28 protein-coding genes are annotated in these 25,671 nt (G+C 58.9%); 17 read left to right on the top strand and 11 right to left on the bottom strand.

Translation table 11 applies throughout. The annotated features are described in order from the left end of the window. Window positions 1-2: 2 nt before the first annotated feature. On the bottom strand, window positions 3-170 hold the full coding sequence (gene rpmF, locus ACP3TA_RS15050) for a 50S ribosomal protein L32 (RefSeq protein ID WP_004927778.1): 168 nt from the start codon (window positions 168-170) through the stop codon (window positions 3-5). A 16-nt stretch (window positions 171-186) separates the two neighbouring features. Further along, a complete protein-coding gene (gene yceD / locus ACP3TA_RS15045) occupies window positions 187-708 on the bottom strand; it encodes a 23S rRNA accumulation protein YceD (RefSeq protein WP_004927780.1) in 522 nt (173 codons plus the stop codon). 140 nt (window positions 709-848) lie between these two features. Between yceD and ACP3TA_RS15040 the strand changes: the two genes are divergently transcribed. Next, window positions 849-1,430 carry a Maf family protein gene (locus tag ACP3TA_RS15040; protein WP_033650741.1) on the top strand — a complete coding sequence of 194 codons (582 nt, stop codon included), beginning with the start codon at window positions 849-851 and terminating at the stop codon, window positions 1,428-1,430. Window positions 1,431-1,436: 6 nt separating this feature from the next. On the opposite strand, the gene rluC is transcribed toward ACP3TA_RS15040, so the two are convergent. Further along, window positions 1,437-2,396, bottom strand: a complete 960-nt coding sequence (gene rluC / locus ACP3TA_RS15035; protein WP_004927787.1) for a 23S rRNA pseudouridine(955/2504/2580) synthase RluC — start codon at window positions 2,394-2,396, stop codon at window positions 1,437-1,439. A 552-nt stretch (window positions 2,397-2,948) separates the two neighbouring features. Between rluC and rne the strand changes: the two genes are divergently transcribed. Next, window positions 2,949-6,317, top strand: a complete 3,369-nt coding sequence (gene rne, locus ACP3TA_RS15030) for a ribonuclease E (RefSeq protein ID WP_033642679.1) — start codon at window positions 2,949-2,951, stop codon at window positions 6,315-6,317. 60 nt (window positions 6,318-6,377) lie between these two features. Here the strand turns inward: rne and ACP3TA_RS15025 are convergent, their stop codons facing one another. Then, on the bottom strand, window positions 6,378-6,665 hold the full coding sequence (locus ACP3TA_RS15025; protein ID WP_025302406.1) for a putative quinol monooxygenase: 288 nt from the start codon (window positions 6,663-6,665) through the stop codon (window positions 6,378-6,380). Between the two features lie 213 nt (window positions 6,666-6,878). On the opposite strand from ACP3TA_RS15025, the gene pyrC reads away from it, so the two are divergent. The 8 genes from pyrC to ACP3TA_RS14985 all read left to right on the top strand — a co-directional run bounded on the left by pyrC (window position 6,879) and on the right by ACP3TA_RS14985 (window position 12,442). Then, window positions 6,879-7,925: a dihydroorotase gene (gene pyrC, locus ACP3TA_RS15020; RefSeq protein ID WP_033642678.1), complete on the top strand. Its 1,047-nt coding sequence runs from the start codon at window positions 6,879-6,881 to the stop codon at window positions 7,923-7,925. Between the two features lie 75 nt (window positions 7,926-8,000). Further along, window positions 8,001-8,240 (top strand): DNA damage-inducible protein I, encoded by a 240-nt coding sequence (gene dinI, locus ACP3TA_RS15015; RefSeq protein WP_033642677.1) that lies wholly within the window; start codon window positions 8,001-8,003, stop codon window positions 8,238-8,240. 130 nt (window positions 8,241-8,370) lie between these two features. Then, on the top strand, window positions 8,371-8,652 hold the full coding sequence (locus tag ACP3TA_RS15010) for a hypothetical protein (protein ID WP_033642676.1): 282 nt from the start codon (window positions 8,371-8,373) through the stop codon (window positions 8,650-8,652). Between the two features lie 199 nt (window positions 8,653-8,851). Then, entirely contained in the window at window positions 8,852-9,106 is a 255-nt protein-coding gene (bssS, locus tag ACP3TA_RS15005) for a biofilm formation regulator BssS (protein ID WP_004927812.1), read from the top strand. Between the two features lie 139 nt (window positions 9,107-9,245). Next, on the top strand, window positions 9,246-10,361 hold the full coding sequence (solA, locus tag ACP3TA_RS15000) for an N-methyl-L-tryptophan oxidase (protein WP_047026296.1): 1,116 nt from the start codon (window positions 9,246-9,248) through the stop codon (window positions 10,359-10,361). Between the two features lie 216 nt (window positions 10,362-10,577). Further along, window positions 10,578-11,204: a LuxR C-terminal-related transcriptional regulator gene (locus tag ACP3TA_RS14995; RefSeq protein ID WP_033642674.1), complete on the top strand. Its 627-nt coding sequence runs from the start codon at window positions 10,578-10,580 to the stop codon at window positions 11,202-11,204. 122 nt (window positions 11,205-11,326) lie between these two features. Continuing rightward, the gene (locus ACP3TA_RS14990; protein WP_004927822.1) at window positions 11,327-11,443 is read left to right on the top strand and encodes a DUF2770 family protein; all 117 of its coding nucleotides are present in this window, start codon (window positions 11,327-11,329) and stop codon (window positions 11,441-11,443) included. Between the two features lie 3 nt (window positions 11,444-11,446). Next, window positions 11,447-12,442, top strand: coding sequence for a zinc-dependent alcohol dehydrogenase family protein (locus ACP3TA_RS14985; protein WP_101453140.1), 996 nt, complete (start codon window positions 11,447-11,449; stop codon window positions 12,440-12,442). Here the strand turns inward: ACP3TA_RS14985 and ACP3TA_RS14980 are convergent. Beyond that, entirely contained in the window at window positions 12,399-13,448 is a 1,050-nt protein-coding gene (locus ACP3TA_RS14980) for an AI-2E family transporter (protein ID WP_033650735.1), read from the bottom strand. The genes ACP3TA_RS14985 and ACP3TA_RS14980 overlap by 44 nt on opposite strands. A 442-nt stretch (window positions 13,449-13,890) precedes the next feature. Between ACP3TA_RS14980 and ACP3TA_RS14975 the strand changes: the two genes are divergently transcribed. Next, window positions 13,891-14,445, top strand: coding sequence for a cytochrome b (locus tag ACP3TA_RS14975; protein WP_033642671.1), 555 nt, complete (start codon window positions 13,891-13,893; stop codon window positions 14,443-14,445). A 23-nt stretch (window positions 14,446-14,468) separates the two neighbouring features. Further along, the gene (locus tag ACP3TA_RS14970; protein WP_016928208.1) at window positions 14,469-15,047 is read left to right on the top strand and encodes a YceI family protein; all 579 of its coding nucleotides are present in this window, start codon (window positions 14,469-14,471) and stop codon (window positions 15,045-15,047) included. Between the two features lie 43 nt (window positions 15,048-15,090). Here the strand turns inward: ACP3TA_RS14970 and ACP3TA_RS14965 are convergent, their stop codons facing one another. Then, window positions 15,091-16,158, bottom strand: coding sequence for a rhodanese-related sulfurtransferase (locus tag ACP3TA_RS14965; protein ID WP_033638032.1), 1,068 nt, complete (start codon window positions 16,156-16,158; stop codon window positions 15,091-15,093). Between the two features lie 406 nt (window positions 16,159-16,564). Here ACP3TA_RS14965 and ACP3TA_RS14960 point away from each other — a divergent pair, with 406 nt between their 5' ends. From ACP3TA_RS14960 to ACP3TA_RS14945, 4 genes are all read left to right on the top strand, one after another. Continuing rightward, complete coding sequence (locus ACP3TA_RS14960; RefSeq protein WP_025159951.1) at window positions 16,565-17,485, top strand: Kdo(2)-lipid IV(A) acyltransferase; 921 nt, start codon at window positions 16,565-16,567, stop codon at window positions 17,483-17,485. A 101-nt stretch (window positions 17,486-17,586) separates the two neighbouring features. Continuing rightward, entirely contained in the window at window positions 17,587-17,871 is a 285-nt protein-coding gene (locus ACP3TA_RS14955) for a YciI family protein (protein WP_033642669.1), read from the top strand. A 199-nt stretch (window positions 17,872-18,070) separates the two neighbouring features. After that, on the top strand, window positions 18,071-19,309 hold the full coding sequence (mdtG, locus tag ACP3TA_RS14950; RefSeq protein ID WP_116286467.1) for a multidrug efflux MFS transporter MdtG: 1,239 nt from the start codon (window positions 18,071-18,073) through the stop codon (window positions 19,307-19,309). A gap of 473 nt (window positions 19,310-19,782) precedes the next feature. Beyond that, entirely contained in the window at window positions 19,783-21,336 is a 1,554-nt protein-coding gene (locus ACP3TA_RS14945; protein ID WP_285141531.1) for a peptide MFS transporter, read from the top strand. 49 nt (window positions 21,337-21,385) lie between these two features. Here the strand turns inward: ACP3TA_RS14945 and ACP3TA_RS14940 are convergent, their stop codons facing one another. From ACP3TA_RS14940 to ACP3TA_RS14925, 4 genes are read right to left on the bottom strand one after another with little or no spacing between them, the layout of a single operon-like run. Beyond that, entirely contained in the window at window positions 21,386-21,784 is a 399-nt protein-coding gene (locus ACP3TA_RS14940) for a VOC family protein (protein ID WP_033642666.1), read from the bottom strand. Then, complete coding sequence (locus ACP3TA_RS14935) at window positions 21,775-22,203, bottom strand: YeeE/YedE family protein (RefSeq protein ID WP_033650730.1); 429 nt, start codon at window positions 22,201-22,203, stop codon at window positions 21,775-21,777. The genes ACP3TA_RS14940 and ACP3TA_RS14935 overlap by 10 nt, the downstream gene beginning before the upstream one ends. 2 nt (window positions 22,204-22,205) lie before the next feature. Next, window positions 22,206-22,640: a YeeE/YedE family protein gene (locus ACP3TA_RS14930; RefSeq protein ID WP_033642664.1), complete on the bottom strand. Its 435-nt coding sequence runs from the start codon at window positions 22,638-22,640 to the stop codon at window positions 22,206-22,208. After that, a complete protein-coding gene (locus ACP3TA_RS14925; RefSeq protein ID WP_426784337.1) occupies window positions 22,630-22,947 on the bottom strand; it encodes an ArsR/SmtB family transcription factor in 318 nt (105 codons plus the stop codon). The genes ACP3TA_RS14930 and ACP3TA_RS14925 overlap by 11 nt, the downstream gene beginning before the upstream one ends. 137 nt (window positions 22,948-23,084) lie before the next feature. On the opposite strand from ACP3TA_RS14925, the gene ACP3TA_RS14920 reads away from it, so the two are divergent. Beyond that, a complete protein-coding gene (locus ACP3TA_RS14920) occupies window positions 23,085-23,885 on the top strand; it encodes an AraC family transcriptional regulator (protein WP_033642662.1) in 801 nt (266 codons plus the stop codon). On the opposite strand, the gene leuA is transcribed toward ACP3TA_RS14920, so the two are convergent. After that, window positions 23,836-25,524, bottom strand: coding sequence for a 2-isopropylmalate synthase (gene leuA / locus ACP3TA_RS14915; RefSeq protein ID WP_046686841.1), 1,689 nt, complete (start codon window positions 25,522-25,524; stop codon window positions 23,836-23,838). The two genes, ACP3TA_RS14920 and leuA, sit on opposite strands and share 50 nt — an antisense overlap. Between the last annotated feature and the right edge of the window lie 147 nt (window positions 25,525-25,671).

Genomic DNA, 25,671 nt, shown 5'->3' with positions numbered 1-25,671 from the left:
ACTTAGCCGATAACCTTGCGACCGCGGTAGAAACCGTCGGCAGTGATGTGGTGACGACGGTGAGTTTCACCGGATACTTTGTCTACAGACAGAGTAGTCGTGGTCAGAGCATCGTGAGAACGACGCATGCCACGCTTGGAACGGGTTGGTTTATTCTGTTGTACGGCCATGGACCTTACTCCTCAATTACTTACGCTTTAAACTGGCTAATACGGCAAACGGATTCGGTTTCTCCGCCTCGGGAGGCAGTTGGCCAAATACCATGTCCGCTTCGGACACTTCACAGTGTTCAGATTCATGTACCGGAACGACAGGCAGTGAAAGAATAATTTCGTCTTCAATCATTGCCAACAGATCGACTTCGCCAAACTCGTCAACTTCGATCGGTTCGTACGCTTCCGGTAATGCCTCAGCCTGCTCATCATTGACGACCGGGCTAAAACAATATGTTGTGTGAACCTGATGTTCGAACGGGACTCCACAGCGTTGGCACATCAACGTTACCGTGACGTCCGCATGCCCTGTTATCACCGCGAGGCGTTGATTGTCGATATTAAACGACAACGACACCTCAACATCACTGTCCACACTGACCACGGAGTCGGCAACACGAGTAACCTGCTCAGGCGCGTAGACACCAGCATAGTCCAGGCGTTTCTGAGCGGTACGTACCGCATCAATGGTCAAGGGTAATTTTACCTTTTGCATAGGGCGCGCATATTAACTTTGTAACGACATAGAGTCAAAGAAAAAGGCCGTAAAACGGCTCCTTTCACCAATATTCGCTTCCACAGCGGCCGACAGTTTAAAATGCCGTACCCATTTACGCTACGGTTTGCGAAAAAATTATGCAGAGATTGCTTTTAGCCTCCACCTCTCCCTATCGAAAAATGCTGCTGGAGAAACTGCAGCTGCCGTTCGACTGCGCCGCGCCGGAGGTGGATGAAACCCCGCTGCCGGGCGAAGGCGCGGAAGCGCTGGTGCTGCGCCTGGCGGCAGCGAAGGCTCAGGCGCTGGCCCTCGCCTACCCCGAGCATCTGATCATCGGTTCCGATCAGGTCTGCGTGATCGATGGCAGCATCACCGGCAAGCCCCATACCGAGGAAAACGCCCGCGCGCAGCTGCGCCAGGCAAGCGGCCAGGCCGTGACCTTCTATACCGGCCTGGCGCTATACAACGGCCGTAGCAAGCAGCTGCAGGCCCTGTGCGAGCCGTTCCACGTGCATTTTCGCGCGCTGAGCGAAGCGGAGATCGCCGCCTATGTGCGTCTGGAGCAACCGCTGAACTGCGCGGGCAGTTTCAAGAGCGAGGGGTTGGGGATCGCGTTGTTCGACAGACTGGAAGGCCGGGATCCGAACGCCCTGGTCGGCCTGCCGTTGATCGCGCTGTTGGAGATGTTGCGGGCTGAAGGCATCAACCCGCTGGTGTGACGCGGATTATTTGGCGGCCTGCCGGCGCAGCACTTGCAGGCAGTGACGCAGTTCTTCGTCCATCGGCGCTTCGATACGCATCGTTTCGCCGGTGGCCGGATGCTCGAAGCGCAGCGCCGCGGCGTGCAGGAACAGACGCTTCAGGCCGGTACCCGCCAGTTGACGATCGAACTCGCGGTCGCCGTAGCGATCGTCAAAGGCGATCGGATGCCCGGCATGCAGGGTGTGCACGCGGATCTGGTGGGTACGCCCGGTGATTGGGCTGGCCTTCACCAGGGTGGCGAATTCGTAACGCTCCTCCACCTTGAAGCGGGTTTCCGAAGGCTTGCCTTCGCTGTTGACGCGCACGATACGTTCGCCGCTTTGCAGAATGTTTTTCAGCAGCGGCGCCTGTACGGCCTTGCAGTGGGACTGCCACTGGCCGCGCACCAGCGCCAGATAATCCTTCTGCATGCCCTTCAGCCGCAGTTGCTCATGCAGCGAACGCAGCGCGGAACGCTTCTTGGCAACCAACAGCACGCCGGAGGTATCGCGATCGAGCCGATGCACCAGCTCCAGGAAACGGGCCTCAGGGCGCAGCGCCCGCAGCCCTTCAATCACGCCGAAGCTCAGGCCGCTGCCGCCGTGCACCGCGGTGCCGGAAGGCTTGTTGAGGATCAGCAGGTGGTCATCTTCATACAGAATGCAGTCGGCCAGCGCCGCCACCTTATCCAGCTTCGCCGACACCGGCGCCTCTTCGCGCTCGGCCACGCGCACCGGCGGCACGCGCACCACGTCGCCGGCCGCCAATTTGTATTCGACCTTGATGCGCCCTTTATTAACCCGCACCTCGCCTTTGCGCACGATGCGATAAATCATGCTCTTCGGCACGCCTTTCAGGCGAGCGAGCAGAAAGTTGTCGATTCTCTGACCGGCTTCGTCGTCGGAAATCGTGATGAATTGTACTGCTGGATTGTTCGTTTTCATGGTGCGGGATTCTAAATAGAGCGCGTGAATAGCGCCACATCTTTTTCTGTGCTTAACTGTCTCTCTGACGGCGGGCGAAACCCCAGCGGACAATAAGGCAGCAAGCCGATTTGAACGTTTGCGATTTCTTCCGCAGTTAAGGAAAAGTCACCTTGCTATAACGGCATCAGCAGTGGAATAATGCAGTCACTTTCCGCGTTGATTCTCGTTAAACAGGGAAAACGGTGGAATTATAAAATTTGTCTGATCGCGCAAAAACGCAGCAATGGCGTAAGACGTAATGCGAAATCAAACAATTAGCGGGCTGCGGGTTGCAGCTTGGCCGGCAAATGGAATCAGATCTGTCGACGTAAATCAGAGGCTATTCCCCTAGTAAAAGTGCTGTCTTTCACAAAGAAAAGCAGGCTTACCGAGATAATGCGCCCCTATGCAGGCGACAACCGTGAGGTTGACGGCTTTGCGAGAAGACACGGGGCTTTCGGTTTAACTCCGGCCATGAGGTTATTTTGCCCGCAGCTTTGTCGATAATGTAAAAATAACGAGTAAGTTAAGATGAAAAGAATGTTGATTAACGCAACTCAGCAGGAAGAGTTGCGTGTTGCCCTCGTAGATGGACAGCGGCTGTATGATTTGGATATCGAAAGTCCGGGTCATGAGCAGAAAAAAGCGAATATTTACAAAGGCAAAATCACCCGCATTGAACCAAGTCTTGAAGCAGCGTTCGTGGACTACGGCGCAGAACGACATGGTTTCCTCCCTCTTAAAGAAATCGCCCGCGAATACTTTCCTAGCAATTACTCTTCCCATGGCCGCCCGAACATCAAAGATGTCCTGCGCGAAGGCCAGGAAGTCATCGTTCAGGTAGATAAAGAAGAACGTGGCAACAAAGGCGCCGCCTTGACCACCTTCATCAGCCTGGCGGGCAGCTATCTGGTGCTGATGCCGAACAACCCGCGCGCCGGCGGTATTTCTCGCCGCATCGAGGGTGACGATCGCACCGAGCTGAAAGAAGCGCTCTCTTCGCTGCAACTGCCGGACGGCATGGGCCTGATCGTTCGCACCGCGGGCGTAGGCAAATCCGCCGACGCGCTGCAGTGGGATCTCTCCTTCCGCCTGAAGCACTGGGAAGCGATTAAAAAAGCCGCCGAAGGCCGCCCTGCGCCGTTCCTGATCCACCAGGAAAGCAACGTTATCGTGCGCGCCTTCCGCGATTACCTGCGCCCGGACATCGGCGAAATCCTGATCGACAACCCGAAAATTCTCGATCTGGCCAAAGAGCATATCGCCGCGCTGGGCCGCCCGGATTTCAGCAGCAAAATCAAACTGTACAGCGGTGAAATTCCTCTGTTCAGCCACTATCAGATCGAATCGCAGATCGAATCCGCCTTCCAGCGCGAAGTGCGCCTGCCGTCCGGCGGCTCGATCGTCATCGACAGCACCGAAGCGCTGACCGCCATCGACATCAACTCCGCACGCGCAACCCGCGGCGGCGATATCGAAGAGACGGCGTTCAACACCAACCTGGAAGCGGCGGACGAAATCGCTCGCCAGCTGCGCCTGCGCGATCTCGGCGGCCTGATCGTCATCGACTTCATCGACATGACGCCGGTGCGCCACCAGCGCGAAGTGGAAAACCGCTTGCGCGACGCCGTGCGTCAAGACCGCGCGCGCATCCAAATCGGCCGCATCTCCCGTTTCGGCCTGCTGGAAATGTCGCGTCAGCGCCTCAGCCCGTCGCTGGGTGAATCCAGCCACCACGTGTGCCCACGCTGTAACGGCACCGGCACCATCCGCGACAACGAATCGCTGGCGCTGTCCATCCTGCGCCTGATCGAAGAAGAAGCGCTGAAGGAAAACACCAAAGAAGTTCACGCTATCGTACCGGTTCAGGTCGCTTCGTACCTGCTGAACGAAAAGCGTGAATCCGTCAGCGCGATCGAAAAACGTCAGGGTGGCGTGAAAGCCGTCATCGTGCCGAACGATGAAATGCAAACCCCGCACTACTCGGTGCTGCGCGTACGCAAGGGCGAGGAAACATCTACCCTCAGCTACCTGCTGCCGAAACTGCACGAAGAAGACATGGAGCGTCCGCTGGAAGATGCGCCGATGGAACGCAAGCGTCCGGAGCAACCGGCCCTGGCTTCCTTCTCCCTGTCCGCCGATGTGCCGCCGCCGGCTGAAGAACCCGTCGCCGTTGCCAAACCTGTCGCTGCAGCCGCCAAGGCTAAAGCCGCAGCGCCGGCCGCCGCCAAGCCGGGCTTCCTGGGCCGCCTGTTCGGTGGTTTGAAGAGCCTGTTCGCCGGTGAAGAGCAACCTGCCGTCGAAGAAGCCAAACCGGCCGAAACGCCGAAGGCGGAAGGCAACGGTGAAAACCGTCGTCAGGATCGTCGCGGTCAGCGCCGTCAAGGCACCGGCCGTAAAGAGCGCGGTGAGCGTAGCGACCGTGGCGATCGTCCGGAACGCGGCGAACGTAAAGAGCGCGGTGAAGGCCGTGACAATCGCGAACGCGACAACCGTGAACCGCGTGAGAACCGTGAAGGCCGTGAATCGCGTGAATCCCGCGATGAGCAGCGCCGTAACCGCCGCAACCAGCAGCAGAACGCGCCGGTAGCGGAGGAAACTGCCTCGGAAGAAAGCGCTAAAGCGCCGCGCGAAGATCAGCAGCAGCGCCGTGAACAGCGTGCTGAACGCCAGCGTCGTCGTCAGGAAGAGAAACGTCAGGCTCAGCAGGAAGTGAAAGCGCTGGAAAGCGTTGACGCGGTCGAGAGCACCGACGAAGAGCAGGAAGAACGCCAGCAGCAGAACATGCAGCGCCGTCAGCGCCGCCCTCTGACGCAGAAAGTGCGCATCCTGTCCGCGGAAGAAGAGCTGCAGCGCGCAGCGGAAGAGCTGTTGGCGCCGAAAGCGCCGGTAGCGAAAGCCGAAGATGCGCAGCCAACCGCCGACGACAGCGTGAAGCTGCTGCCGGAAACCGTTGCCGCTCAGGCGGAAGACGATGCCCAGGGCGAAAACCGCGGCAACGGCGAAGGCATGCCGCGTCGTTCCCGTCGTTCACCGCGTCACCTGCGCGTCAGCGGCCAGCGTCGCCGTCGTTACCGCGACGAGCGTTACCCTCTGCAATCCCCAATGCCGTTGGTGGGCGCGTTCGCTTCTCCGGAAATGGCATCAGGCAAAGTCTGGGTAAGCTACCCGGTCGCTCAGGTTGAAGAAGCCGAAGTGCAAACCGAAGCCGTAGAGCAGGCGCCGGTTGTCGCCGCAGCGGTTGAACAGCACAGCGTTGCCGTGGAAGAAACTCAGGCCGCGGCCAGCGTCAACGAACCGGCACCAGAAGCCGCCGTTGAAACTGCCGCCGTCACCGTAACGGAAGAAGCGGCAGTCGTAGCGCCGGTTGTTGCCACCCCGGCCGAGGAAACTCCGGCGCCGGTGGAAACCGCCCCGGCAACGGTTGCGGTTGAAGAACCGAAAGCGGAAGAGACTGCCCCTGCAGTGGAAGTTGAGCCGGTAGCTGAAACCGTTGCGGCAGAGCCAGTGGTTGAAGCTAAGCCAGCGGAAGACGAGCCTGTGGTCGAAACTGCACCGGTAGAAGCCGCACCTACGGAAGAAGCGCCAGTGGTAGAAGCCGCACCTGCAGCGGCAGCCGCTCCGGTAGAAAAAGCGCCGGAACCAACGGCCGCCGAACCTGCGCCTGCGGTTGCTCAGCAGCCGGCACCGGTGAAAGCCGTGCAGGACGCGCTGTACAAACACATCGCCACTGCACCGATGACCAAAGCGCCTGCGCCGGCCTATGTGCCGGAAGAACGCAAGCACAGCGACTGGCAGCGCCCTTCCTTCAACTTTGAAGGCAAAGGTTCAGCCGGTGGTCACTCGGCAGTGAGCCAGGCCACCGCGCCGGCCACCAAGCCGCAGCCGGTTAACGAATAAGTTAATCTGCACACCTAAAAAAACCCGCCGACGGCGGGTTTTTTCTTGCCTGCAAAAAGCTCAGGCGATCTTTTTCAGTTTTTTGATGTCCAGAACATCTAACTTGCCGTCAAGTCGACTGACGAACTGCTGAAAATGCGCCGTCTCATTATGCTTATCCAGCGCTTCGCTGCTGGCCCAACGCTCAAAGAACACGAAGGTGCCCGGTTTTTCCAGATCGCGATGCAAATCATATTGCAGGTTGCCCAGCTCCTGGCGGCTCGGCTCGAGAATGTCGTGCACCGCTTCACTGACTGCGGCCTCAAATCCCGCTTTCGCTTGCAGGGTGGCGATAACGCGTACTTCCATTGTTTTCTCCCTTTCCACTTGATGAAAGTCGACGGTATTGGCGTCGGCATCGTTGAAATCATTGTCACTATGCGCCTGCTGCGCCGTTGATTTCAACTTGTCGCCAACAAACAGATGCATCTGCGGCACTTTCCGCTTATCCTTACACCCCGGCGTGAATAAACCCATTATTCGCTTTTCATTAGACGTATTTGACCGCCGGAGCCTAGCTAGATGACCGCACAACCTCAAGTTCTGAAAATCCGCCGCCCAGACGACTGGCATATCCACCTGCGTGACGATGAGATGCTGAAAACGGTGGTGCCCTATACCAGCCAGGTATTTGGCCGGGCGATCGTGATGCCGAACCTGGTTCCGCCCGTGACTACCGTGGCCGCCGCGCGCGCCTACCGCGATCGGATTCTGGCGGCGGTGCCGCAGGGTCACAACTTCACTCCGCTGATGACCTGTTACCTGACCAACTCTCTGGCGGCCAGTGAACTGGTCAGCGGTTTCGAGCAAGGGGTGTTTACCGCCGCCAAGCTGTATCCGGCCAACGCCACCACCAACTCCAGCCACGGCGTCAGCGACGTGACCGGCATTTACCCGCTGTTCGAGCAAATGCAAAAAATCGGCATGCCGCTGCTGATCCACGGTGAAGTGACCGATCCTGCCGTCGATATTTTCGACCGCGAGGCGCGCTTTATCGAACAGGTGATGGAGCCTATCCGCCGTCACTTCCCGGAACTGAAAATCGTCTTCGAACACATCACCACCAAAGAAGCGGCGCAGTACGTGCAGGCAGGCAACCGTTTCCTCGGCGCCACCATCACCCCGCAGCACCTGATGTTCAACCGCAACCACATGCTGGTCGGCGGCATTCGGCCACACCTGTTCTGCCTGCCGATCCTCAAGCGCAACGTCCATCAGGAAGCGCTGCGTCAGGCGGTGGCCAGCGGCTCGGACCGTTTCTTCCTCGGCACCGACTCGGCGCCGCACCTCAAGCATCGCAAAGAGTCCAGCTGCGGCTGCGCCGGCTGCTTCAATGCGCCGAATGCGATCCCGGCTTACGCTGCCGTCTTCGAACAGCTCGGCGCGCTGGAGCACTTCGAGGCCTTCTGCTCGCTCAACGGCCCACGCTTCTATGGCCTGCCGATCAACGAAGATTTCATCGAACTGCAGCGCGTGCCGACCACCCAGCCGGAAGAGATCGCCCTGGGCAATGAATCCGTGATCCCATTCCTGGCCGGCGAAACCCTGAACTGGTCGCTGAAAGGCTGATATTTTTGCTTCGCCCTCTTGCCCTCGCTTACGGTTAACTGTATAAATAAACAGTAAATCGCTTCGGGGGCAATTATGCGTGTTGAAGTCACTATAGATAAAACCCGGCCGCTGCCGTCGGGCGCCATTGAGGCGCTGACCGGCGAGCTGGGCAAACGGGTCAATCGCCAGTTTCCAGACGCCGTCGTGCACGTCCGTTATGCCGGCGCCAACGGGCTCTCCGTGCTGGGGGGCGCCAAAATCGACCGGGATCTGATTGAGGAAATCCTTCAGGAAACCTGGGAAAGCGCGGACGAATGGTTCAGCGCAGAATAACACTGCAATGCTGTTTTTGCCGGGGGTCGCTCTCCGGCTTTTTTGTTTCTGGCGCCCTGCCCATTCATCGCTTACCCTTACTCTGGAACCAAATCCGCCTCAGCGCTGTATTTAACGCAAAGGAGTAAGCATGGCCCCGGACAAGGTGAAATCCGAAGACGCAATGACGTTTGGCGAATTGCTGGCGCTGATTGCCGATCAGAAAAGACGCTTGAACGTACTGGAAGTGGCCTTCTCTTACCTGGCCTTCAGCCTGGATGACAAAGCCAACCAACGGCTGATCCACAGCCTGAGGCTGGAATCGCAAAGCCAGAATCGCGACACCGAAACGCAGAAACATTTCGCGCACTTGGCAGAAGAACTGGAAAAATGTCTGCACGGCTCCGCCCCACCCACCGGCGGCGCGGAATAACGCCACAGGCTTTACTCATCGCGCGTTCGCACCCGAATTTGTAGAATAATTGTTCAAATAAATATTTATTTTGCAATTTTAGGTGACAACCCCTCCACCGATGAAAGCGGATGCGTATACTGTAATTGCTCTCATGATGATGAGCCGCATTGATCCTCGTTAGTCACTCACGGTAGTTACTACTCAATAAGGGGTCTTTATGGACAGAAATGATGAAGTAATTCAGACGCACCCGCTTGTCGGTTGGGATATCAGTACTGTCGACGTTTACGACGCCATGATGATACGCCTTCATTACCTGTCTTCACTAGACCAAACGCCCGAAGAAGCCCAAGTAGACCGAACGCTTTGGCTGACCACAGATGTCGCCCGTCAATTAATCAATATTTTAGAGGCCGGCATCGCCAAGATTGAAGCTACGGATTACCAGGATCTTGATCGCAGAAAACATTGATTCATCGTCTCCTACCCCCTAAGGCGCCGCGACCTTTCCCGGCGCCTTTTCTTCGCCTTTCGCCGTTCAATCAGTGCATTGCGTCCGCCAACCTTTTATCATGGGGGCATAAGAAATCGCTATCAGAGAGGGTTGGCACGTGGAATATGATTTGATTGTGGTGGGCAGCGGTTCCGTCGGCGCGGCGGCAGGCTATTATGCCACGCGAGCCGGCTTGAAAGTGCTGATGATCGACAGCGCTATCCCTCCGCACCGAAACGGCAGCCATCACGGCGATACCCGCATTATCCGTCACGCTTACGGCGAAGGCGAAAAGTACGTGCCGCTGGTGCTGCGCGCACAGGCGCTGTGGAATGCGCTGATTCAACAATCCGGCGAGGAACTGTTCCAGTCGTGCGGCGTGCTCAACCTGGGGCCACAGCACTCCGAATTCATTCGCAATGCGCAGCTCAGCGCGCAAAAATTCCGCCTGAACGCGCAAACCCTCAGCGCCGAACAGATCAATCAGCGCTGGCCAGAATTCCGAGCACCGGAAGGCTATGTCGGCGTATTCGAGCCAGACGCGGGGTTCCTGCGTGCCGAGCTGGCGATAACCAGCCTGATCAAGCTGGCGAAAGAAGCCGGCTGCAGCCAGCTGTTCAACTGCCCGGTCAACGCGGTAGAACCCATCGATGGCGGCGTTGAGGTCATCACCGGCGAAGGGCGTTTCACGGCGCGAAAAGCGGTGATCACCGCCGGCACCTGGGTCAAAGCGCTGTTGCCGCAACTGCCGATCGCGCCACTGCGCAAAGTCTTCTCCTGGCATCAGGCAGATGGCCGCTACAGCGTGAACAATCGTTTCCCGGCCTTTACCGTCGAAGCGCAAGACGGCACGCACTATTACGGTTTTCCGGCGGATAACGACGGCCTGAAAGTGGGCAAACATGACGGCGGCCAGCCGATGGATGCCCCCGAGCAGCGCAAACCCTTCGGCAGCTACGCCAGCGACGGCACGGAAGTTTTCTCCTTCCTGCGGCAATTTTTGCCGGGTGTAGGCGTATGTTTACACGGTGAAGCCTGCAGCTATGATATGAGCCCCGACGAAGACTTTATTATCGATACCCTGCCGGATTGCGATCGCCTGATGGTCATCAGCGGATTGAGCGGCCACGGCTTCAAGTTCGCCAGCGCTCTGGGCGAGATCGCCGCGCTGTTCGCGCAGGACAAAGCGCCGCCGGTTGACGTCTCAAGCTTTGGTCTGAAACGATTTAGCTGAGCAAAGGATTTCGCTGTCCAAGTCCCCCTCAGGCACTGGACAGCGAAATTTGGCGGTTACAATTTGTTAACCTGCTAACTCTTTTAAATACCAAGTAAAAATCCTGATAACGGAAATTTCTTATATTCAGCAGTTGAATTTCCGAATTGAACACTTGCAGTGTAAGTCCTATTTTACAGAAGATATGCTCCATCGGCTTTCAACAAGGACGTCACCATGAAACTACTTGTCGTGGACGAATGCTGCTTCACCCGGGTCGGTATAGCCAGCTACTTTGCTGATAGTGGGATCACGACGATCAAGTGCTGCCACAGCATTGAATACGCTACATCGCTGTTGGCCAGCTTTCAGCCGAGCCACATTCTGGTGAACCTCAGCAACCAATGCCGCTATAACGAAGCGGACGCGCAACTGCAGGCCTTTATGGAAGCCAGCCAGTCCGCCTTGCTATTTATCTATCTCGACACACCTTACCCTTACAGCGAAGCGCCAATGCGCATCGCCGATAACGCTTTTCTGTTCAATAAAAGCATTCTGCCGCTCACCTTACGCACGCTGCGCGAGAATCCGCTGGCGCTGGCCGATGACGGCGAAGAGCGTTCCCTGTTCAGCCCGCAGGAGCTGACGGTAATGAAGTATTGGATGGCAGAGATGCCTAACTACCGCATTGCGAAAAAACTGCAGATCAGCTCCCATACGGTCTATGTGCACAAGCGTCACATCACGGAAAAGATCAACGCGCGCAACCGGCTGGAGTTTTACTCGCTGTATAACGTGCTGCGCTATTTCTACCCGCCGAGCACGCCGGCGAATTCAACGCCGCTGGCGCTGTTGGCCGTGTAACCTCAAGCCTGCGATAACGCAGGCTTTTTTATCGTCACTTTCCCGCCCCTCACGCGCGGCGCGCTATAAATGACGCCGAGAAAAGGACTATAATCAAGGGTCCTTCTCTTCAGGCGGCTGAAATGTTAAACCGAATACTGGCGGCTATCGTCAACAATGTGCGTGAGCACCTGGTGCTGTACCTTTGTCTGTGGCTGGTGCTGCTGGCGTTGGATGTCTATTTCTTCTTCGTCATGTAAGCCATGCCGCCGTTATTTCCCCGATTGAGCTTCAGCCGCTTCGGCGATCCCGCCCAGGTGCTGGAATTGCAGCAGATGAGCAGACCGATGCTGCGCCCCGGACAGCGGTTATTGCAGATGCGCTATGCCCCGATCAACCCTTCCGATCTGATCCCGATCCACGGCCAATACGCGCACCGCATCGCCCTTCCTCAGGTGCCGGGATATGAAGGCGTGGGCGTCGTCGTCAATCCGCAGAATGGGCATTCAACGGGCCGACGCGCGCTGGCGGTAGCGGGTAACGGCAGTTGGCAAACGTTCGTCACGCTGCCTGAAGATCGGGTGGTCTGGGTGCCGGACGACATCGACGACGCCTGCGCAGCGCAAATCTATATCAACCCGCTCACCTGCTGGGTGCTGTTGACCCAATGGCTGCCGCTCAGCGCCGGCGACGTACTGCTGCTCAACGGCGGCGGCTCCGCTGTCAGCCTGCTGCTGGCGCAGCTGACGGCGCTGCGCGGCATTCGTCTGGCGGTCGTGGTGCGCAATGCCGCTCATCGCCAGGCGTTGCTGGCCGCCGGCGCCTGGCGCGTTATCGAAGCGCCGCAGCTGGCGGAAATGACGAATTTTGGCGCCCGTGCGGCCATCGACTGCATTGGCGGAGAAGACGGATTGCAGTTGGCGCGGGCGGTTCGCACCGGCGGCGATTTTGTGGCGCTGGGCCTGCTGAGCGGCCGCCAGGTAGACTGGCGGCGCGTGGTGGACGAGTTAAAGCTGCGCGCTTCGCTGTTCCACTTGCGCAAATGGAACGCACAGGCAGCGTCGGCGCAATGGCAGACGGCGTTTTATCAGTTATTCCTGCTGCTGCGACGCGGCCAGCTGGCGCTGCGCCCACCCGCCGCGATTTATCCTTTGCGTCAGTACGCAGCGGCGCTGCATCACGCCGCCCAGCCCGGCGTGAATGGCAAAATCTTCCTCACTCCGGAGGCTGGCGCGGCGGGCGGCCGTCCCCCAGGATAACCGCCAGCCGATAGCCGCCCTCGGTAGTCTCCAGCGCGATGCGCGCCACGATCGTCAGCGGCACCGACAGCAACATGCCCACCGGGCCGAGCAGCCAGCCCCAAAAGATCAGCGACAGGAACACCACCAGCGTCGACAGCCCCAGCCCGCGCCCCATCACGCGCGGTTCGAGGATATTGCCGATCACCATGTTGACAGCGATAAAGCCACCCGCCACCACCAGCGCATCACCCAATCCGTTGAACAACAGCGCCTGAATCAGCGGCGGAATGGCGGCCAATACCGAGCCAATGTTGGGAATGTAGTTAAGCAGAAATGCCAGCAGCCCCCAGATAAAGGCAAAACGCACGCCGACCGCCGCCAGGAAGATCCAGACGATTACCCCGGTGGCCAGGCTGATGATGGTTTTAATCACCAGATAGCGCGTCACGCCATCCAACGCCCGCCGCATCGCGGCAAGCCCCTCGTTCGGTTTATCCAGCGCCTGCTGCAGCTTGTAAGGCAGCAACTGCACTTCGAACAGCATAAACACCACGGTCATCAGGAGCAGGAAGACGTTGGTCATCGCGCCAGACAGGTGCCCCAGCATGCGGGTGACCAGATTCATCGCCGCGCTGGGATCGACATACTGCAGCATCGCTTCGCTGGAAAGGCTGATATTGAAACGGTCGGCGTAATGCTGCAGCTCGCGCAGCTTCTCGATCATCATGCCGCGGTACTGCGGCAGCGAACGGGCGAACTCGTTCAGCGAAGCCCCCAGCATGCCGATAAACAGCATCACGACCACGATCACCGCCGTCACCAGCAGCGTCACCCCGACGATACGCGGCACCCGTTTACGCTCCAGCATCGCCACCAGCGGATTCAGCACCATAGCGAGAAATACCGCCAGCAAAAACGGCACCACAATGTCGGCGGCGGCTTTCACCCCGGCCAAAATGATCACCAACATCGCCAGCAGGACGGCCAGACGCAGGCTGCTGTCGGTCACACGGGTTCGGCCCATGACGTTTCCTTGTTATTTCACTGGGTTAACCGGCGCCAGGGCGCCGGCTCTTGGCGCTAATGGTAGCAAAATCCGCCGCTGCACCGCAGGGGATTTAGCGCAACCGTTCGACAAAGTTAATCTTTCCGCCCTGCCCTGCGCCGCAATAAATAGGCATAATCTTTGCCAACAAATAATCTCGCCGGGCAACTCACGAGGGGTTTACGTAAAATGACAAAAGCTGACATTAATAGATAATAGCCCCATTTTTCAATGACTAGCATGAACCTCTCGTGAGCGAAATAATATTATCTCCAACGATTTATCTGATTAACTCCGAACATCTCGAACAAATTCACTGACTAATATTTCAAAGTAGTAACATAGTTAAATTTATTATTGATTTTATGTTTCCTAAAGTTTAATTATTGCAGCCAGCCAATCGGTAATCGAAGGAAACAGGATGCTCTGGAAAAATACCGCCGATCGTTTCGGCCATGTGTCAGTGTTGATCCACTGGCTGGTGGCGCTGACGGTGTACGGCATGTTCGCACTCGGCCTATGGATGGTCACGCTGGGCTATTACGACGTCTGGTACCATCAGGCGCCGGAGATCCACAAAAGCATCGGCACGCTGCTGTTCATCGTGATGGTGATCCGCGTGGTCTGGCGCTTTGTCTCACCGCCGCCCAAACCGCTGGCCAGCTATGGCCGCCTCACTCGCGTCAGCGCCATTCTCGCGCATCTGGCGCTGTACGCCGTGTTGTTCGGCATTCTGATCAGCGGCTATCTGATCTCCACCGCAGACGGCCAACCGATCAGCGTGTTCGGCTGGTTCAACGTGCCCGCCACCGTGACCGGCATGGCGGAACAGGCCGACACCGCCGGCGCCATACACCTTTACCTGGCCTGGGCCGTGGTAGTGCTCTCGGTACTGCACGGGCTGGCCGCGCTTAAACATCACTTTATCGATCGTGATGTCACTTTGAAACGGATGCTGGGTAGCAGCGCCGATTAACCTTTGGATTTATGGAGATTGCTATGTTGAAAAAGACCGTATTGGGCCTGACCGCAGGCGCCCTGCTGCTGAGCGCCGGTTCCGCACTGGCGGCAGACTACAAGATCGATAAACAAGGCCAACACGCCTTTATCGAATTCCGCATCCAGCACCTGGGCTACAGCTGGCTGTACGGCAGCTTTAAAGACTTCGACGGCGGCTTCACCTTCGACGAGAAAGATCCGTCCAAGGACAAGGTCAACGTGACCATCAATACCGCCAGCGTCGACACCAACCACGCCGAGCGCGACAAGCACCTGCGCAGCGCCGAGTTCCTCAACGTGGAGAAGAACAAGCAAGCCAAGTTTGAATCCACCGAAGTGAAGAAAAGCGGCGACGGTTACGCGGTGGTCGGCAACCTGACGCTGAACGGCGTCACCAAACCGGTTACGCTCGATGCCAAACTGATTGGCCAGGGCAACGATCCGTGGGGCGGCTACCGCGCCGGCTTTGAAGCCAACGGCAAGATCAAGCTGAAAGATTTTGGCATCACCACCGATCTGGGCCCGGCGTCGCAAGACGTTGAGCTGATCATCTCCGTAGAAGGCGTGCGCGAGAAATAAAAAAAAGCCCGGCTTGGCGGCCGGGCTTGTCGGTTCCTCAGGCTCAGCGGGCTGGGCCTTCTTCTTCCGGTGCCGGAATGTGCATCGTAGTCTGCAATAGTCCTTTCGATTTATTGAAAATCTTGACGCCATTTTCGCGGCCGGCACGGCGCGCGCGCTGCTCTTCGCGCGGCAGCTTCAGCTCTTCGCGGCAAATCTCGCTGCAGCATCCTTCAAACTTGGCGGCGCAGCTCGGGCACTGAATGAACAGCAGATGGCAGCCGTCGTTCTTGCAGTTGGTATGGGTATCGCACGGCGCGCCGCACTGGTGGCAGTTGGCGATCACATCGTCGGAGATGCGCTCACCCATACGCTCATCGAACACGAAGTTTTTGCCGATAAACTTCAGCGGCAACCCCTGTTCTTTCGCTTTGCGGGTGTACTCGATAATCCCGCCTTCCACGTGGTAGATGTTTTTAAAGCCGTTGTGCAGCATATAGGCGCTGGCTTTTTCACAGCGAATGCCGCCGGTGCAGTACATGACGATATTCTTGTCTTTGCTGTCCTGCAACATCTCCACCGCCATCGGCAGCTGATCGCGGAAGGTATCCGACGGCACCTCGATGGCGTTTTCGAAATGGCCGACTTCGTACTCATAGTGATTGCGCATATCGACGAATACCGTATTCGGATCGTCGATCATCTGATTGACGCGATCGGCCTGCAGATACTCACCGACGTTGCTCGGATCGAAGCTCTCGTCATCGATGCCGTCAGCCACGATACGCTCGCGCACCTTGAGGCGCAGCACCCAGAAGGACTTGCCGTCGTCTTCCAGCGCGATATTCAGGCGGACCTGATCCAACGCCGGGTGCGAGGCGAACAGCGCGGCTTTAAACGCGTCGAAGTTATGCTGCGGCACGCTGATCTGCGCGTTGATGCCCTCTTTCGCCACGTAGATGCGGCCGAACACCTTCAGTTTTTCGAACTGAACGTACAGGCTGTCGCGAAACGCCTTGGGATCGTCGATGGAGAAGTATTTGTAAAAAGAAACTGTGGTGCGCGGCTCGGTTTCCGCCAGCATGCGCGCCTTCAGTTCCTCATTAGAAATTCGGTTATGTAACACTGGCATGGTGTACTTTCCTGTCTTTCGAGAGGTGACTGATTACCGCGCGCAGCCAGCCGGCCCGCGCGCGGCGCACATCATACCCGAAAAACCGCCGCCGCGCAGCCCTGGCGCTCGCGTACGCATACCTGCATCGCGCACTCATCCCGGATGCCACCGTATTGACCTTCCTGATAATGATATCGCCATGGGCTTTTGGCAGGAAACATTGTGGAAAAATTCGGCATTCGATGCATATTTAACGCCCAAAAAGGGATTTTAATGCGTTGTGTTTTCCCGGATCGTCAGAAAAATGCCACAATAGTCGCAAACAATCGGCAGAAACGAACCTAGCGACCGAGCCCACCCGGCCGTCAGACCATGCTATGACTCTGTCATTACACTTAAACAACCGTATTAAAACAGAGAACCCATGACTCAAGTTCCTACTTTCAATCGCTCCTTACTGCACCCGCGCTACTGGCTGACCTGGGTAGGCATCGGCTTGCTGTATCTGCTGGTGTTGCTGCCTTATCCCGTCATCTACTGGCTCGGCACCTCGATCGGGCGATTTTCCATGCGCTTTCTCAAGCGGCGCGTCGTTATCGCCCAACGTAACCTCGAACTCTGTTTTCCCGACATGCCGCAGGCTGAACGCGATGCGCTGGTGGTAAAGAATTTCGAATCGGTCGGCATGGGGTTGTTTGAAACCGGCATGGCGTGGTTCTGGCCGAACTGGCGCATCGAGCGCTGGTTCAAGGTCAGCGGCCTGGAGCACATTCAAAAAGCGCGCGACAACCATCAGGGCGTGTTGCTGATTGGCCTGCACTTTTTGACGCTGGAGCTGGGCGCACGCATTTTTGGCATTCACAACCCGGGCATCGGCGTTTACCGCCCGCACGACAACAAGCTGATGGACTGGCTGCAAACCTGGGGCCGGATGCGTTCCAACAAATCGATGCTGGATCGTAAAGACGTCAAAGGCATGATCCGCGCCCTGAAACAGGGCGATATCATCTGGTATGCGCCGGATCACGACTACGGCCCGCGCAGCAGCGTTTTCGTGCCGCTGTTCGCGGTGGATAAAGCCGCCACCACCACCGGCAGCTACGTGCTGGTGCGGATGGGCAAACCGGCGATCATTCCCTTCACCCCGCGTCGCCTGCCGGACGGCAAAGGCTATGAGCTGATCATGCAGCCGGCGGTGGAAAACTTCCCGCTGGACAACGAACTCGACGCCGCCGCCTTTATGAATAAAGTGGTGGAAAAAGAGATCCTGATGGCGCCGGACCAATACATGTGGCTACACCGCCGCTTCAAGACCCGCCCGGAAGGCGAGCCTTCGCTGTACTGATCACGCAAACCCGCCGCCGGCGGGTTTTTTATTGCGCGCCCCTTGAGAATCGCCGGCGAGGGTGGGATGGTAATGCTTTTGCCGCCACCCTTGGAGCCGCCATGTACATTGTCAGCCTGACCTACCATCGCCCGATCGCCGACGTCGACAGCCACCTTGACGGGCACATCGCCTGGCTTAAGAAATATTTTCAGGACGGCACCTTCGTCGCCTCCGGCCGCAAGAATCCCCGCACCGGCGGCGTGATCCTGGCCAAAGGCATTGAGCGTGCTCGGCTGGACGCCATCCTGGCCGAAGATCCGTTCAACGCCGTGGCCCACTACGAGGTCACCGACTTTAGCGCCACCACCACCGCCGCCGGTTTCGAGGCGCTGGCCGGACTATAAAACGCTGTAAATTCCGCGCGCCAAGCGCGGAATAAGGTTTAAACGCCATTTTTAAAACTTTATTTCATTTTTTGCCCTATCTGCGTCCCCTCGTTTGCCGTCGCCGCGCCTGCGGCGCATACTTACCACGCTAACTTTCACGTTTTGCCCCATCATCTCGCCACCGGCAAAACGCGTCACCTTTCGGCAGTGGACATTTATGGCTTCGGCAGCAGACCCCGTTAACTGGAAACGCAATCTTTTCGTCGCCTGGCTGGGATGTTTTCTCACCGGCGCCGCCTTCAGCCTGGTGATGCCGTTTCTGCCGCTGTACGTAGAGACGCTGGGCGTTACCGACCATCAGGCGCTCAACATGTGGTCCGGTCTGCTGTTCAGCATCACCTTCCTGTTTTCCGCTATCGCCGCACCGTTCTGGGGCGCCCTGGCCGATCGACGCGGCCGCAAACTGATGCTGCTGCGTTCGGCGCTCGGTATGGCGATCGTCATGGCGCTGATGGGCATGGCGCAAACGGTCTGGCAGTTTCTCGCACTGCGTGCGGTGCTGGGGCTGCTCGGCGGGTTCATTCCCAACGCCAACGCGCTGATCGCCACCCAGGTGCCGCGCAACCGCAGCGGCTGGGCGCTCGGCACCCTGTCCACCGGCGGCGTCGGCGGTGCGCTGATCGGCCCGCTGCTCGGGGGGCTGCTGGCCGATTTATACGGCCTGCGCCCGGTGTTTTATATCACCGCCGCGGTGCTGTTCGTCTGCTTCGTGCTGACGCTGCTGTATGTCAAAGAACAATTCACCCCGGTGCAAAAGCGCGACATGCTGCACGCAAAACAGGTGTTCGCTTCGCTGAAAAACCCGAAGCTGGTGCTCAGCCTGTTCGTCACCACCATGATCATCCAGATCGCCACCGGCTCGATCGCGCCGATCCTGACGCTGTATGTGCGCGATTTGGCCGGCGCCACCCACAATCTGGCGTTTATCAGCGGGCTGATCGCCTCGGTGCCCGGTGTCGCGGCATTGATGAGCGCCCCGCGGCTGGGCAAGCTGGGCGATCGCATCGGCCCGGAACGCATACTGGTGTTCATGCTGATCGTTTCGGTGCTGCTGCTGATCCCGATGGCGTTCGTGCAAACGCCGTGGCAACTCGGGGTGCTGCGTTTTCTGCTGGGGGCGGCCGACGGCGCGTTGCTGCCGGCGGTACAGACGCTGTTGATTTATAACTGCACCAATCAGGTGGCCGGCCGTATTTTCAGCTATAACCAGTCGTTCCGCGACGTCGGCAACGTCAGCGGCCCGCTGCTCGGCGCCGCTGTCTCCGCCGGTTACGGTTTTCGCGCGGTCTTCGGCGTCACCGCGCTGGTGGTGCTGTTCAACGCCGGTTATTCCTGGTGGTGTCTGCGGCGGCGGCCGGGCTACATGCGGGAAGACACGCTGCAGGAAGAACAATAGCTGCATTTATCGCCAATTTCCGCCATTGGCCGGATCAACGCCGCGTTTCCCCTACTTTTAATAATGCTTCCTTCGGGCCTGCGAATTTTCGGTCCACTCGGAACATTCTTACCTCAACATCTTGTTTATCAACAATTAATTAACTTTCAGCGCATAAAACCCGCTGTCAATCATATTCCCACCACAACCAACAGAAAAACCAGAAAAGGAGATGCTTGTCGACTTTTCGTCTAAAAAATGGGATACAGGTACTAGACAAAACCAACGACCAGTTATCAAATGGTTAAATAATATCACGCCAGATGTGAACCATCGGCCAAGTGAAAAAAGGTCAGCACGCTTTCCACGGTTTATCAGCGTTGCAGCCACGGTTTTGTCGGGTAATCCGCATTGGGCGGATCGCCTTCATTAAATACACATACAACCACAGTACGGGCTGCAGCCATGCAGCGCCTTTTTATTGGGAAATCGTTATGCAATCCTCTGTCAATAAGTCAGAAAGCCGGACCTTCTTCGGCCATCCCTATCCGCTGGGTTCTCTGTTCTTCACCGAAATGTGGGAACGCTTTTCGTTCTACGGCATCCGTCCGCTGCTGATCCTGTTTATGGCCGCCACCGTGTACGACGGCGGCCTGGGTCTGGCGCGTGAGAACGCGTCGGCGATCGTCGGCATTTTCGCCGGCAGCATGTACCTGGCGGCACTGCCGGGCGGCTGGCTGGCGGACAATTGGCTCGGCCAACGCAAGGCCGTCTGGTACGGGTCTATCCTGATCGCGCTCGGCCACCTGTCGATCGCCCTGTCCGCGGTGATGGGCACCAACCTGTTCTTCATCGGCCTGATGTTCATCGTGCTCGGTTCCGGCCTGTTCAAGACCTGTATCTCGGTGATGGTCGGCACGCTGTACAAGAAAGGCGATGCGCGCCGCGACGGCGGTTTCTCGCTGTTCTACATGGGCATCAACATCGGTTCGTTCATCGCCCCGTTGATCTCCGGCTGGCTGATCAAATCACACGGCTGGCACTGGGGCTTCGGCATCGGCGGTATCGGGATGCTGGTGGCGCTGGTGATTTTCCGGGTGTTCGCCGTACCGGCGATGAAACGCTATGACCGCGAAGTGGGCCTGGATTCCACCTGGAACAGCCCGGTCGCGAAGAAAAAAGGCGTCGGCGCCTGGCTGCTGGCATTGGCGGTAGTCCTGGCTGCGGTCATCGTGCTGATCGCTCAGGGCACCATCGTCATCAACCCGGTTGAGGTAGCCAGCGTGCTGGTGTACGTCATCGCCGCGTCGGTCACGTTGTACTTCATCTATCTGTTCGCCTTTGCCGGCCTGAGCCGCAAAGAGCGCGCACGCCTGCTGGTGTGCTTCATCCTGCTGATCTCCGCCGCGTTCTTCTGGTCAGCGTTTGAACAGAAACCGACCTCGTTTAACCTGTTCGCCAACGATTACACCAATCGCATGATCGGCGACTTCGAGATCCCGGCGGTATGGTTCCAGTCGATCAACGCCCTGTTCATCATCCTGCTGGCACCGGTCTTCAGCTGGGCCTGGCCTGCGCTGGCGCGCAATAACGTGCGTCCGAGCAGCATCACCAAGTTCGTGATCGGTATCCTGTGCGCCGCCGGCGGTTTTGGCCTGATGATGCTGGCCGCGCAGAATGTGCTGAGCAATGGCGGCGCCGGCGTATCGCCGATGTGGCTGGTGGGCAGTATCCTGATGCTGACGCTGGGTGAACTGTGCCTGAGCCCGATCGGGCTGGCCACAATGACGCTGCTGGCGCCGGAGAGAATGCGCGGTCAGATGATGGGGCTGTGGTTCTGCGCCAGCGCGTTGGGCAACCTGGCAGCCGGTCTGATCGGCGGTCACGTCAAGGCCGACCAACTGGATATGCTGCCAAATCTGTTCGCCCGCTGCTCAGTCGCGTTGCTGATCTGCGCCGCCGTGCTTATCGTGCTGATCGTGCCGATTCGCCGCATGCTGGAAAATACCCAGTCCAAGAGCGCGCAAAAACCGGCGACCAACGCCTGACGGATAGCCCGTTTTATCTCGCAAACCGGCGCTCGATGCGCCGGTTTTTTTATGCTTGCCAGGCCTGATGCTGCAATACCACTCGGTAGCCATCAGGATCTTCAAAGGTTTGCCCCGCCCGATCCCAATAGGGATTATAGGCGGCGACCGATAAGAATCCCGCCGCCCGCATCCGCTCACACGCGGCCCGCCATTCGTTCTCATCCGGCAGATAAAATACCAGCAGATGATCCTGCGTCGGCGCCTGCCCGACCCGTACCCCGCGATGCTGCGTGAACTCCAGATGGTAGGCATGCTGCGGATGCCCGATCATCATGCCGTCGAACCCCTGATGATCGACAAACTCGCCCAGCTTTTCGAACCCCAGCCCGCGGCAATACAGCGTAGCAATCTCTTGCAACCGATCGGTCGGGCGCGCGATGCGCAACACCGCTTTGGCTATCGACATGTCCTCCTCCTCCTCATGATAACGTCATACAGCGCCATGCCCGCCAGCATTGCCAGCAGGAACGGCCATACCCGGCTTATCTCCGCCCCGGCCAACACCCAGGCTGGGCCGGGGCAAATACCCGCGATGCCCCAGCCGATGCCGAACAGCGCGCTGCCCGCCAGCAAACGACGATCCAGACGCCCGGCGGCCGGGATCTGCAGCGTTTCCCCCAACAGGCTACGCTCTCGTCGCCTCGCCCACAGGAAGGCCGGCGCCGCCACCGCGATCGCACCAGCCATCACCAACGCCAGCGAGGGATCCCACGCTCCGGTAACGTCGAGAAACGCCAACACTTTGGCCGGATTGGCCATGCCGGCGACGATCAGCCCCAGACCAAAAATGACGCCGCTCAGCAGCGCCAACAGCGTTTTAAGCATTCTCAACCTCCCGCCAGGTGGCGCATCAACCACACGGTCATAAAGCCCAGCAGCATAAACACCGCCGTGGCGGCCAGCGAACGCGGCGCCAACCGTGCGACGCCGCACACGCCGTGCCCGCTGGTGCAACCGCTGCCCAATCGAGTGCCCAATCCCACCAACAGCCCTGCGGCCGCCAGCCCACCGTTGCCGACCGCGATCTCACCGGACGGCAAAGCCGCAGCGGCAGCATACAGCCAGGGAGAGAGCAGCAACCCGCCAATAAATGCGGCGCGCCAGCCCCGCTCCTGGCCACCGGCACTCAATACACCGCCGGTAATGCCGCTGATGCCGGCGATCCGGCCGTTGAACAGCAGCAGCAGCGCCACCGCGCCGCCGATAATGGCCCCGCCCGCCAGCGCGGAATAAGGCGTGAAGTGTTGCCAGTCAATGGTCATCGCGGTTCTCCGGTTGTGGGCAATAGAGCTGATACAGGGTATGGAGCAGCGCCAGCGCTTTGGCATCGGTCACCGCATAGTAAATCTGCTTGCCGGCGCGCCGGGTGGACACCAACCCTTCCTCCCGCAGCACGCCAAGCTGCTGGGACAGCGTCGGCTGGCGGATATCCAGCGCCTGCGCCAGCTCGCTCACCGCCATCTCGCCCTGACTGAGCCGGCACAGCAGCAGCAGCCGATCTTCGTTGCCCAGGGTGCGCAGCATCGCGCCGGCCTGCGCCGCCGCCTTACGCATCGCGTCAATATCCATTGCCCCTCCATCAATATATGAAATTATATAATATTATTTTATAAAGTATTCACACACAAAGCCACAGGCTGGCGTGAAATAACGCCGCATGGCATGCTGTTTGGTCTTATCCTTTTGCCGCGCGGAGGGCGCCAGCGATGCTGTTTTTTCACGACGTTCTGCCGCCCGATCAGCCTGTCCGGCCGTTAGCCAGGGATTATCATCATGGCGACAGCGAGCCGGAGCACTACCATAACTGCGCGCAGCTGATCCACAGCCTGAGCGGCGTGGTGCAGGTCACTACCCGACTCGGCAGTTGGGTGGTGCCGCCCGGCCGCGGCGTCTGGGTACCGGCGAAAGTGGTGCACAGTCTGCGCATCACCGGCCAGGTAGCGGCCAGGACGTTGTTCATCGATCCGCTGGCGCGCGCCGATCTGCCGGCTCAGTGCCAGGTGGTGCAGGTGTCGCCGCTGCTGCGCGAGCTGATTATCAGCGCGATGGAGATTGCGCCCGGCTACCCCAGCGGCGGGCGCGACGAGCGCATCATGGAGTTGATTCTGGATGAATTACGGGTACTGCCGAGCTTGCCGCTGCACCTGCCCGAGCCGCGCGAGGCCTCGCTGCTCGCCCTGTGCCGCCATATTCAGGCCACGCTGGCGCAGCCCTGGACGCTGGAACAGGCGGCCGAACGCCTCAATGTCAGCGGACGCACCCTGTCGCGGCGCTTCCAGCGAGAAACCGGGCTGCGTTTTGGCGATTGGGTGCGACGCGCCCGTTTACTGGCGGCGCTGAACGCGCTGGCGATCGGACGTTCGGTGTTGGAAGTGGCGCTGGATCTCGGCTATGACAGCCCCAGCGCGTTCAGCGCCATGTTTCGCCGGGTGCTGGGGGTAGCGCCCAGCGACTATTTCAGCCGGGCCGCGCCGACGTTGACGCCAGATAGCGCCCGGCGACGTTGAACAACGCCTGCAGCGAAGCGCTGGCGGAGTCGACGTCGATGCCAACGCCGTAGCTCGCCTCGCCGTGCGGCAAAACGCAGCGAATGTAAGCCACCGCTCGGCTGTCGCTCTGATGCCCCAGCGTATGCTCGTGGTAATCTTCGATAGCCAACGGCAAACCGAAGCGTTGGCGCAGCGCATCCACCGCGCTGGAAAGCAGGCCGTTGCCGGCCCCCTGCAGCTGCAGAGGCTCCCCCTGCCAGGCGACTCGCGCGTTGAAACTGTACGCTTCCACGCCGTGACTTTCCGTTTGATAGCTCAACAGCTGCAAGCGCGGCTGCTCCACCAGCCCGTAAGTGTCGCGGAATAAGCGCCACAGCTGCGCGACGCTCATTTCCTTACCGCTGCCGTCGGTCGCCCGCTGGACCACCTGGCTGAAATCAATCTGCAAACCGCGCGGCAGCGCCAGCCCATGGTTCTGCTCCAACAGCCAGGCGGCGCCGCTTTTGCCGGACTGGCTGTTAACCCGGATCACCGCCTCATAGCTGCAGCCGACATCGGCGGGATCGAGCGGCAGGTAAGGCACCTGCCACCAGCCATCTTGCCGCTGCCGTTGCGCGGCGAAGCCTTTCTTGATCGCATCCTGATGCGATCCGGAGAAGGCGGTAAACACCAATTCGCCGGCATAAGGATGGCGAGGATGCACCGGCAGCTGATTGCACTGTTCCACCACCTCCACCACCTGCTTCAGGCGGCTGAAGTCCAGGCCCGGCGCCACGCCCTGGGTATAGAGATTCAACGCCAACGTGACCAGATCGACGTTGCCGGTACGCTCGCCGTTGCCGAACAGGCAGCCTTCGACCCGATCGGCGCCGGCCAGCAGCGCCAGCTCGGCGCAGGCGACGCCGGTGCCGCGATCGTTATGCGGGTGCACGCCGATCGTCACATCAGCGCGACGGCTGAAGTGGCGACAGAACCATTCGATCTGATCGGCATACACGTTGGGCGTACTCACTTCCACCGTCGCCGGCAGGTTGATGATCATCGGCCGCTGTGCCCCCGGTTGCCAAACATCCGCCACCGCTTCGCAGATCTCCAGCGCGAACGCCAATTCGGTAAAGCAGAAGGTTTCCGGCGAATATTCGAAGCACCAGACGGTATCGGGCTGCGCCTCGCAATGCCGGCGAATGCGCCGCGCGCCGTTCACCGCCAGCGCCACGGTAGCCGCCTTATCCTGGCGGAACACGATGTCGCGAAACATCGGCGCCGTGGCGTTGTACAGATGCACGATAGCCCGCGGCGCTCCCTGCAGCGCCTCGAAGGTGCGGTCGATCAGATCGTCGCGCGACTGCGTCAGCACCTGAATGGTGACATCGTCCGGGATCAGCCGCTCGTCGATCAGGGCGCGCACAAAGTCGAAGTCCGTTTGCGACGCCGAAGGGAAAGCCACCTCAATCTCTTTGAAACCGCACTGCAACAGCAGCTGATAGAACTCGCGCTTGCGCGCGTTATCCATAGGCTCCGCCAGCGCCTGGTTGCCGTCGCGCAGATCGCTGGAGCACCAGCGCGGCGCCTGTCGCAGGGTACGCGAAGGCCACTGGCGATCCGGTAACGTCACCGGCGGGAACGGTCGGTATTTGCTTGAAGGGTCGATTAACATGGGCTTCTCCTGATGCCTGAGTGAACGATACCGTCATTATTTGCCGCCTCCGCGCCTGCTTCTCCCGCTTTGCGGACAACCGTCGTCGCAGAGCGGACAACAAAAAAATTTGCATCCTGCGCCAGTGAGACAACAATTAGTTTTGAC

This window comes from Serratia sp. 2C06, assembly GCF_050037615.1.
In the GTDB taxonomy this organism is placed as follows: Bacteria; Pseudomonadota; Gammaproteobacteria; order Enterobacterales; family Enterobacteriaceae; genus Serratia; species Serratia ureilytica.
The sequence above is the reverse complement of the archived record's forward strand: the minus strand, read 5'-3'. Positions and strand labels throughout refer to the sequence as shown.

Excerpts from the sequence above, each read along its gene's own strand:
- ACP3TA_RS15010 (WP_033642676.1), top strand. The coding sequence starts at position 8,371 with ATGGCCCCGGACAAGGTGAAATCCGAAGACGCAATGACGTTTGGCGAA.
- mdtG (WP_116286467.1), top strand. The coding sequence starts at position 18,071 with ATGGCTTCGGCAGCAGACCCCGTTAACTGGAAACGCAATCTTTTCGTC.
- ACP3TA_RS14955 (WP_033642669.1), top strand. The coding sequence starts at position 17,587 with ATGTACATTGTCAGCCTGACCTACCATCGCCCGATCGCCGACGTCGAC.
- bssS (WP_004927812.1), top strand. The coding sequence starts at position 8,852 with ATGGACAGAAATGATGAAGTAATTCAGACGCACCCGCTTGTCGGTTGG.
- ACP3TA_RS14995 (WP_033642674.1), top strand. The coding sequence starts at position 10,578 with ATGAAACTACTTGTCGTGGACGAATGCTGCTTCACCCGGGTCGGTATA.
- ACP3TA_RS14975 (WP_033642671.1), top strand. The coding sequence starts at position 13,891 with ATGCTCTGGAAAAATACCGCCGATCGTTTCGGCCATGTGTCAGTGTTG.
- ACP3TA_RS14945 (WP_285141531.1), top strand. The coding sequence starts at position 19,783 with ATGCAATCCTCTGTCAATAAGTCAGAAAGCCGGACCTTCTTCGGCCAT.
- ACP3TA_RS14985 (WP_101453140.1), top strand. The coding sequence starts at position 11,447 with ATGCCGCCGTTATTTCCCCGATTGAGCTTCAGCCGCTTCGGCGATCCC.
- ACP3TA_RS14940 (WP_033642666.1), bottom strand. The coding sequence starts at position 21,784 with ATGTCGATAGCCAAAGCGGTGTTGCGCATCGCGCGCCCGACCGATCGG.
- ACP3TA_RS14935 (WP_033650730.1), bottom strand. The coding sequence starts at position 22,203 with ATGCTTAAAACGCTGTTGGCGCTGCTGAGCGGCGTCATTTTTGGTCTG.
- yceD (WP_004927780.1), bottom strand. The coding sequence starts at position 708 with ATGCAAAAGGTAAAATTACCCTTGACCATTGATGCGGTACGTACCGCT.
- rluC (WP_004927787.1), bottom strand. The coding sequence starts at position 2,396 with ATGAAAACGAACAATCCAGCAGTACAATTCATCACGATTTCCGACGAC.
- ACP3TA_RS14970 (WP_016928208.1), top strand. The coding sequence starts at position 14,469 with ATGTTGAAAAAGACCGTATTGGGCCTGACCGCAGGCGCCCTGCTGCTG.
- ACP3TA_RS14925 (WP_426784337.1), bottom strand. The coding sequence starts at position 22,947 with ATGGATATTGACGCGATGCGTAAGGCGGCGGCGCAGGCCGGCGCGATG.
- ACP3TA_RS14960 (WP_025159951.1), top strand. The coding sequence starts at position 16,565 with ATGACTCAAGTTCCTACTTTCAATCGCTCCTTACTGCACCCGCGCTAC.
- rne (WP_033642679.1), top strand. The coding sequence starts at position 2,949 with ATGAAAAGAATGTTGATTAACGCAACTCAGCAGGAAGAGTTGCGTGTT.
- ACP3TA_RS14980 (WP_033650735.1), bottom strand. The coding sequence starts at position 13,448 with ATGGGCCGAACCCGTGTGACCGACAGCAGCCTGCGTCTGGCCGTCCTG.
- ACP3TA_RS15040 (WP_033650741.1), top strand. The coding sequence starts at position 849 with ATGCAGAGATTGCTTTTAGCCTCCACCTCTCCCTATCGAAAAATGCTG.
- dinI (WP_033642677.1), top strand. The coding sequence starts at position 8,001 with ATGCGTGTTGAAGTCACTATAGATAAAACCCGGCCGCTGCCGTCGGGC.
- pyrC (WP_033642678.1), top strand. The coding sequence starts at position 6,879 with ATGACCGCACAACCTCAAGTTCTGAAAATCCGCCGCCCAGACGACTGG.
- leuA (WP_046686841.1), bottom strand. The coding sequence starts at position 25,524 with ATGTTAATCGACCCTTCAAGCAAATACCGACCGTTCCCGCCGGTGACG.
- ACP3TA_RS15025 (WP_025302406.1), bottom strand. The coding sequence starts at position 6,665 with ATGGAAGTACGCGTTATCGCCACCCTGCAAGCGAAAGCGGGATTTGAG.
- ACP3TA_RS14930 (WP_033642664.1), bottom strand. The coding sequence starts at position 22,640 with ATGACCATTGACTGGCAACACTTCACGCCTTATTCCGCGCTGGCGGGC.
- ACP3TA_RS14920 (WP_033642662.1), top strand. The coding sequence starts at position 23,085 with ATGCTGTTTTTTCACGACGTTCTGCCGCCCGATCAGCCTGTCCGGCCG.
- rpmF (WP_004927778.1), bottom strand. The coding sequence starts at position 170 with ATGGCCGTACAACAGAATAAACCAACCCGTTCCAAGCGTGGCATGCGT.
- ACP3TA_RS14990 (WP_004927822.1), top strand. The coding sequence starts at position 11,327 with ATGTTAAACCGAATACTGGCGGCTATCGTCAACAATGTGCGTGAGCAC.
- ACP3TA_RS14965 (WP_033638032.1), bottom strand. The coding sequence starts at position 16,158 with ATGCCAGTGTTACATAACCGAATTTCTAATGAGGAACTGAAGGCGCGC.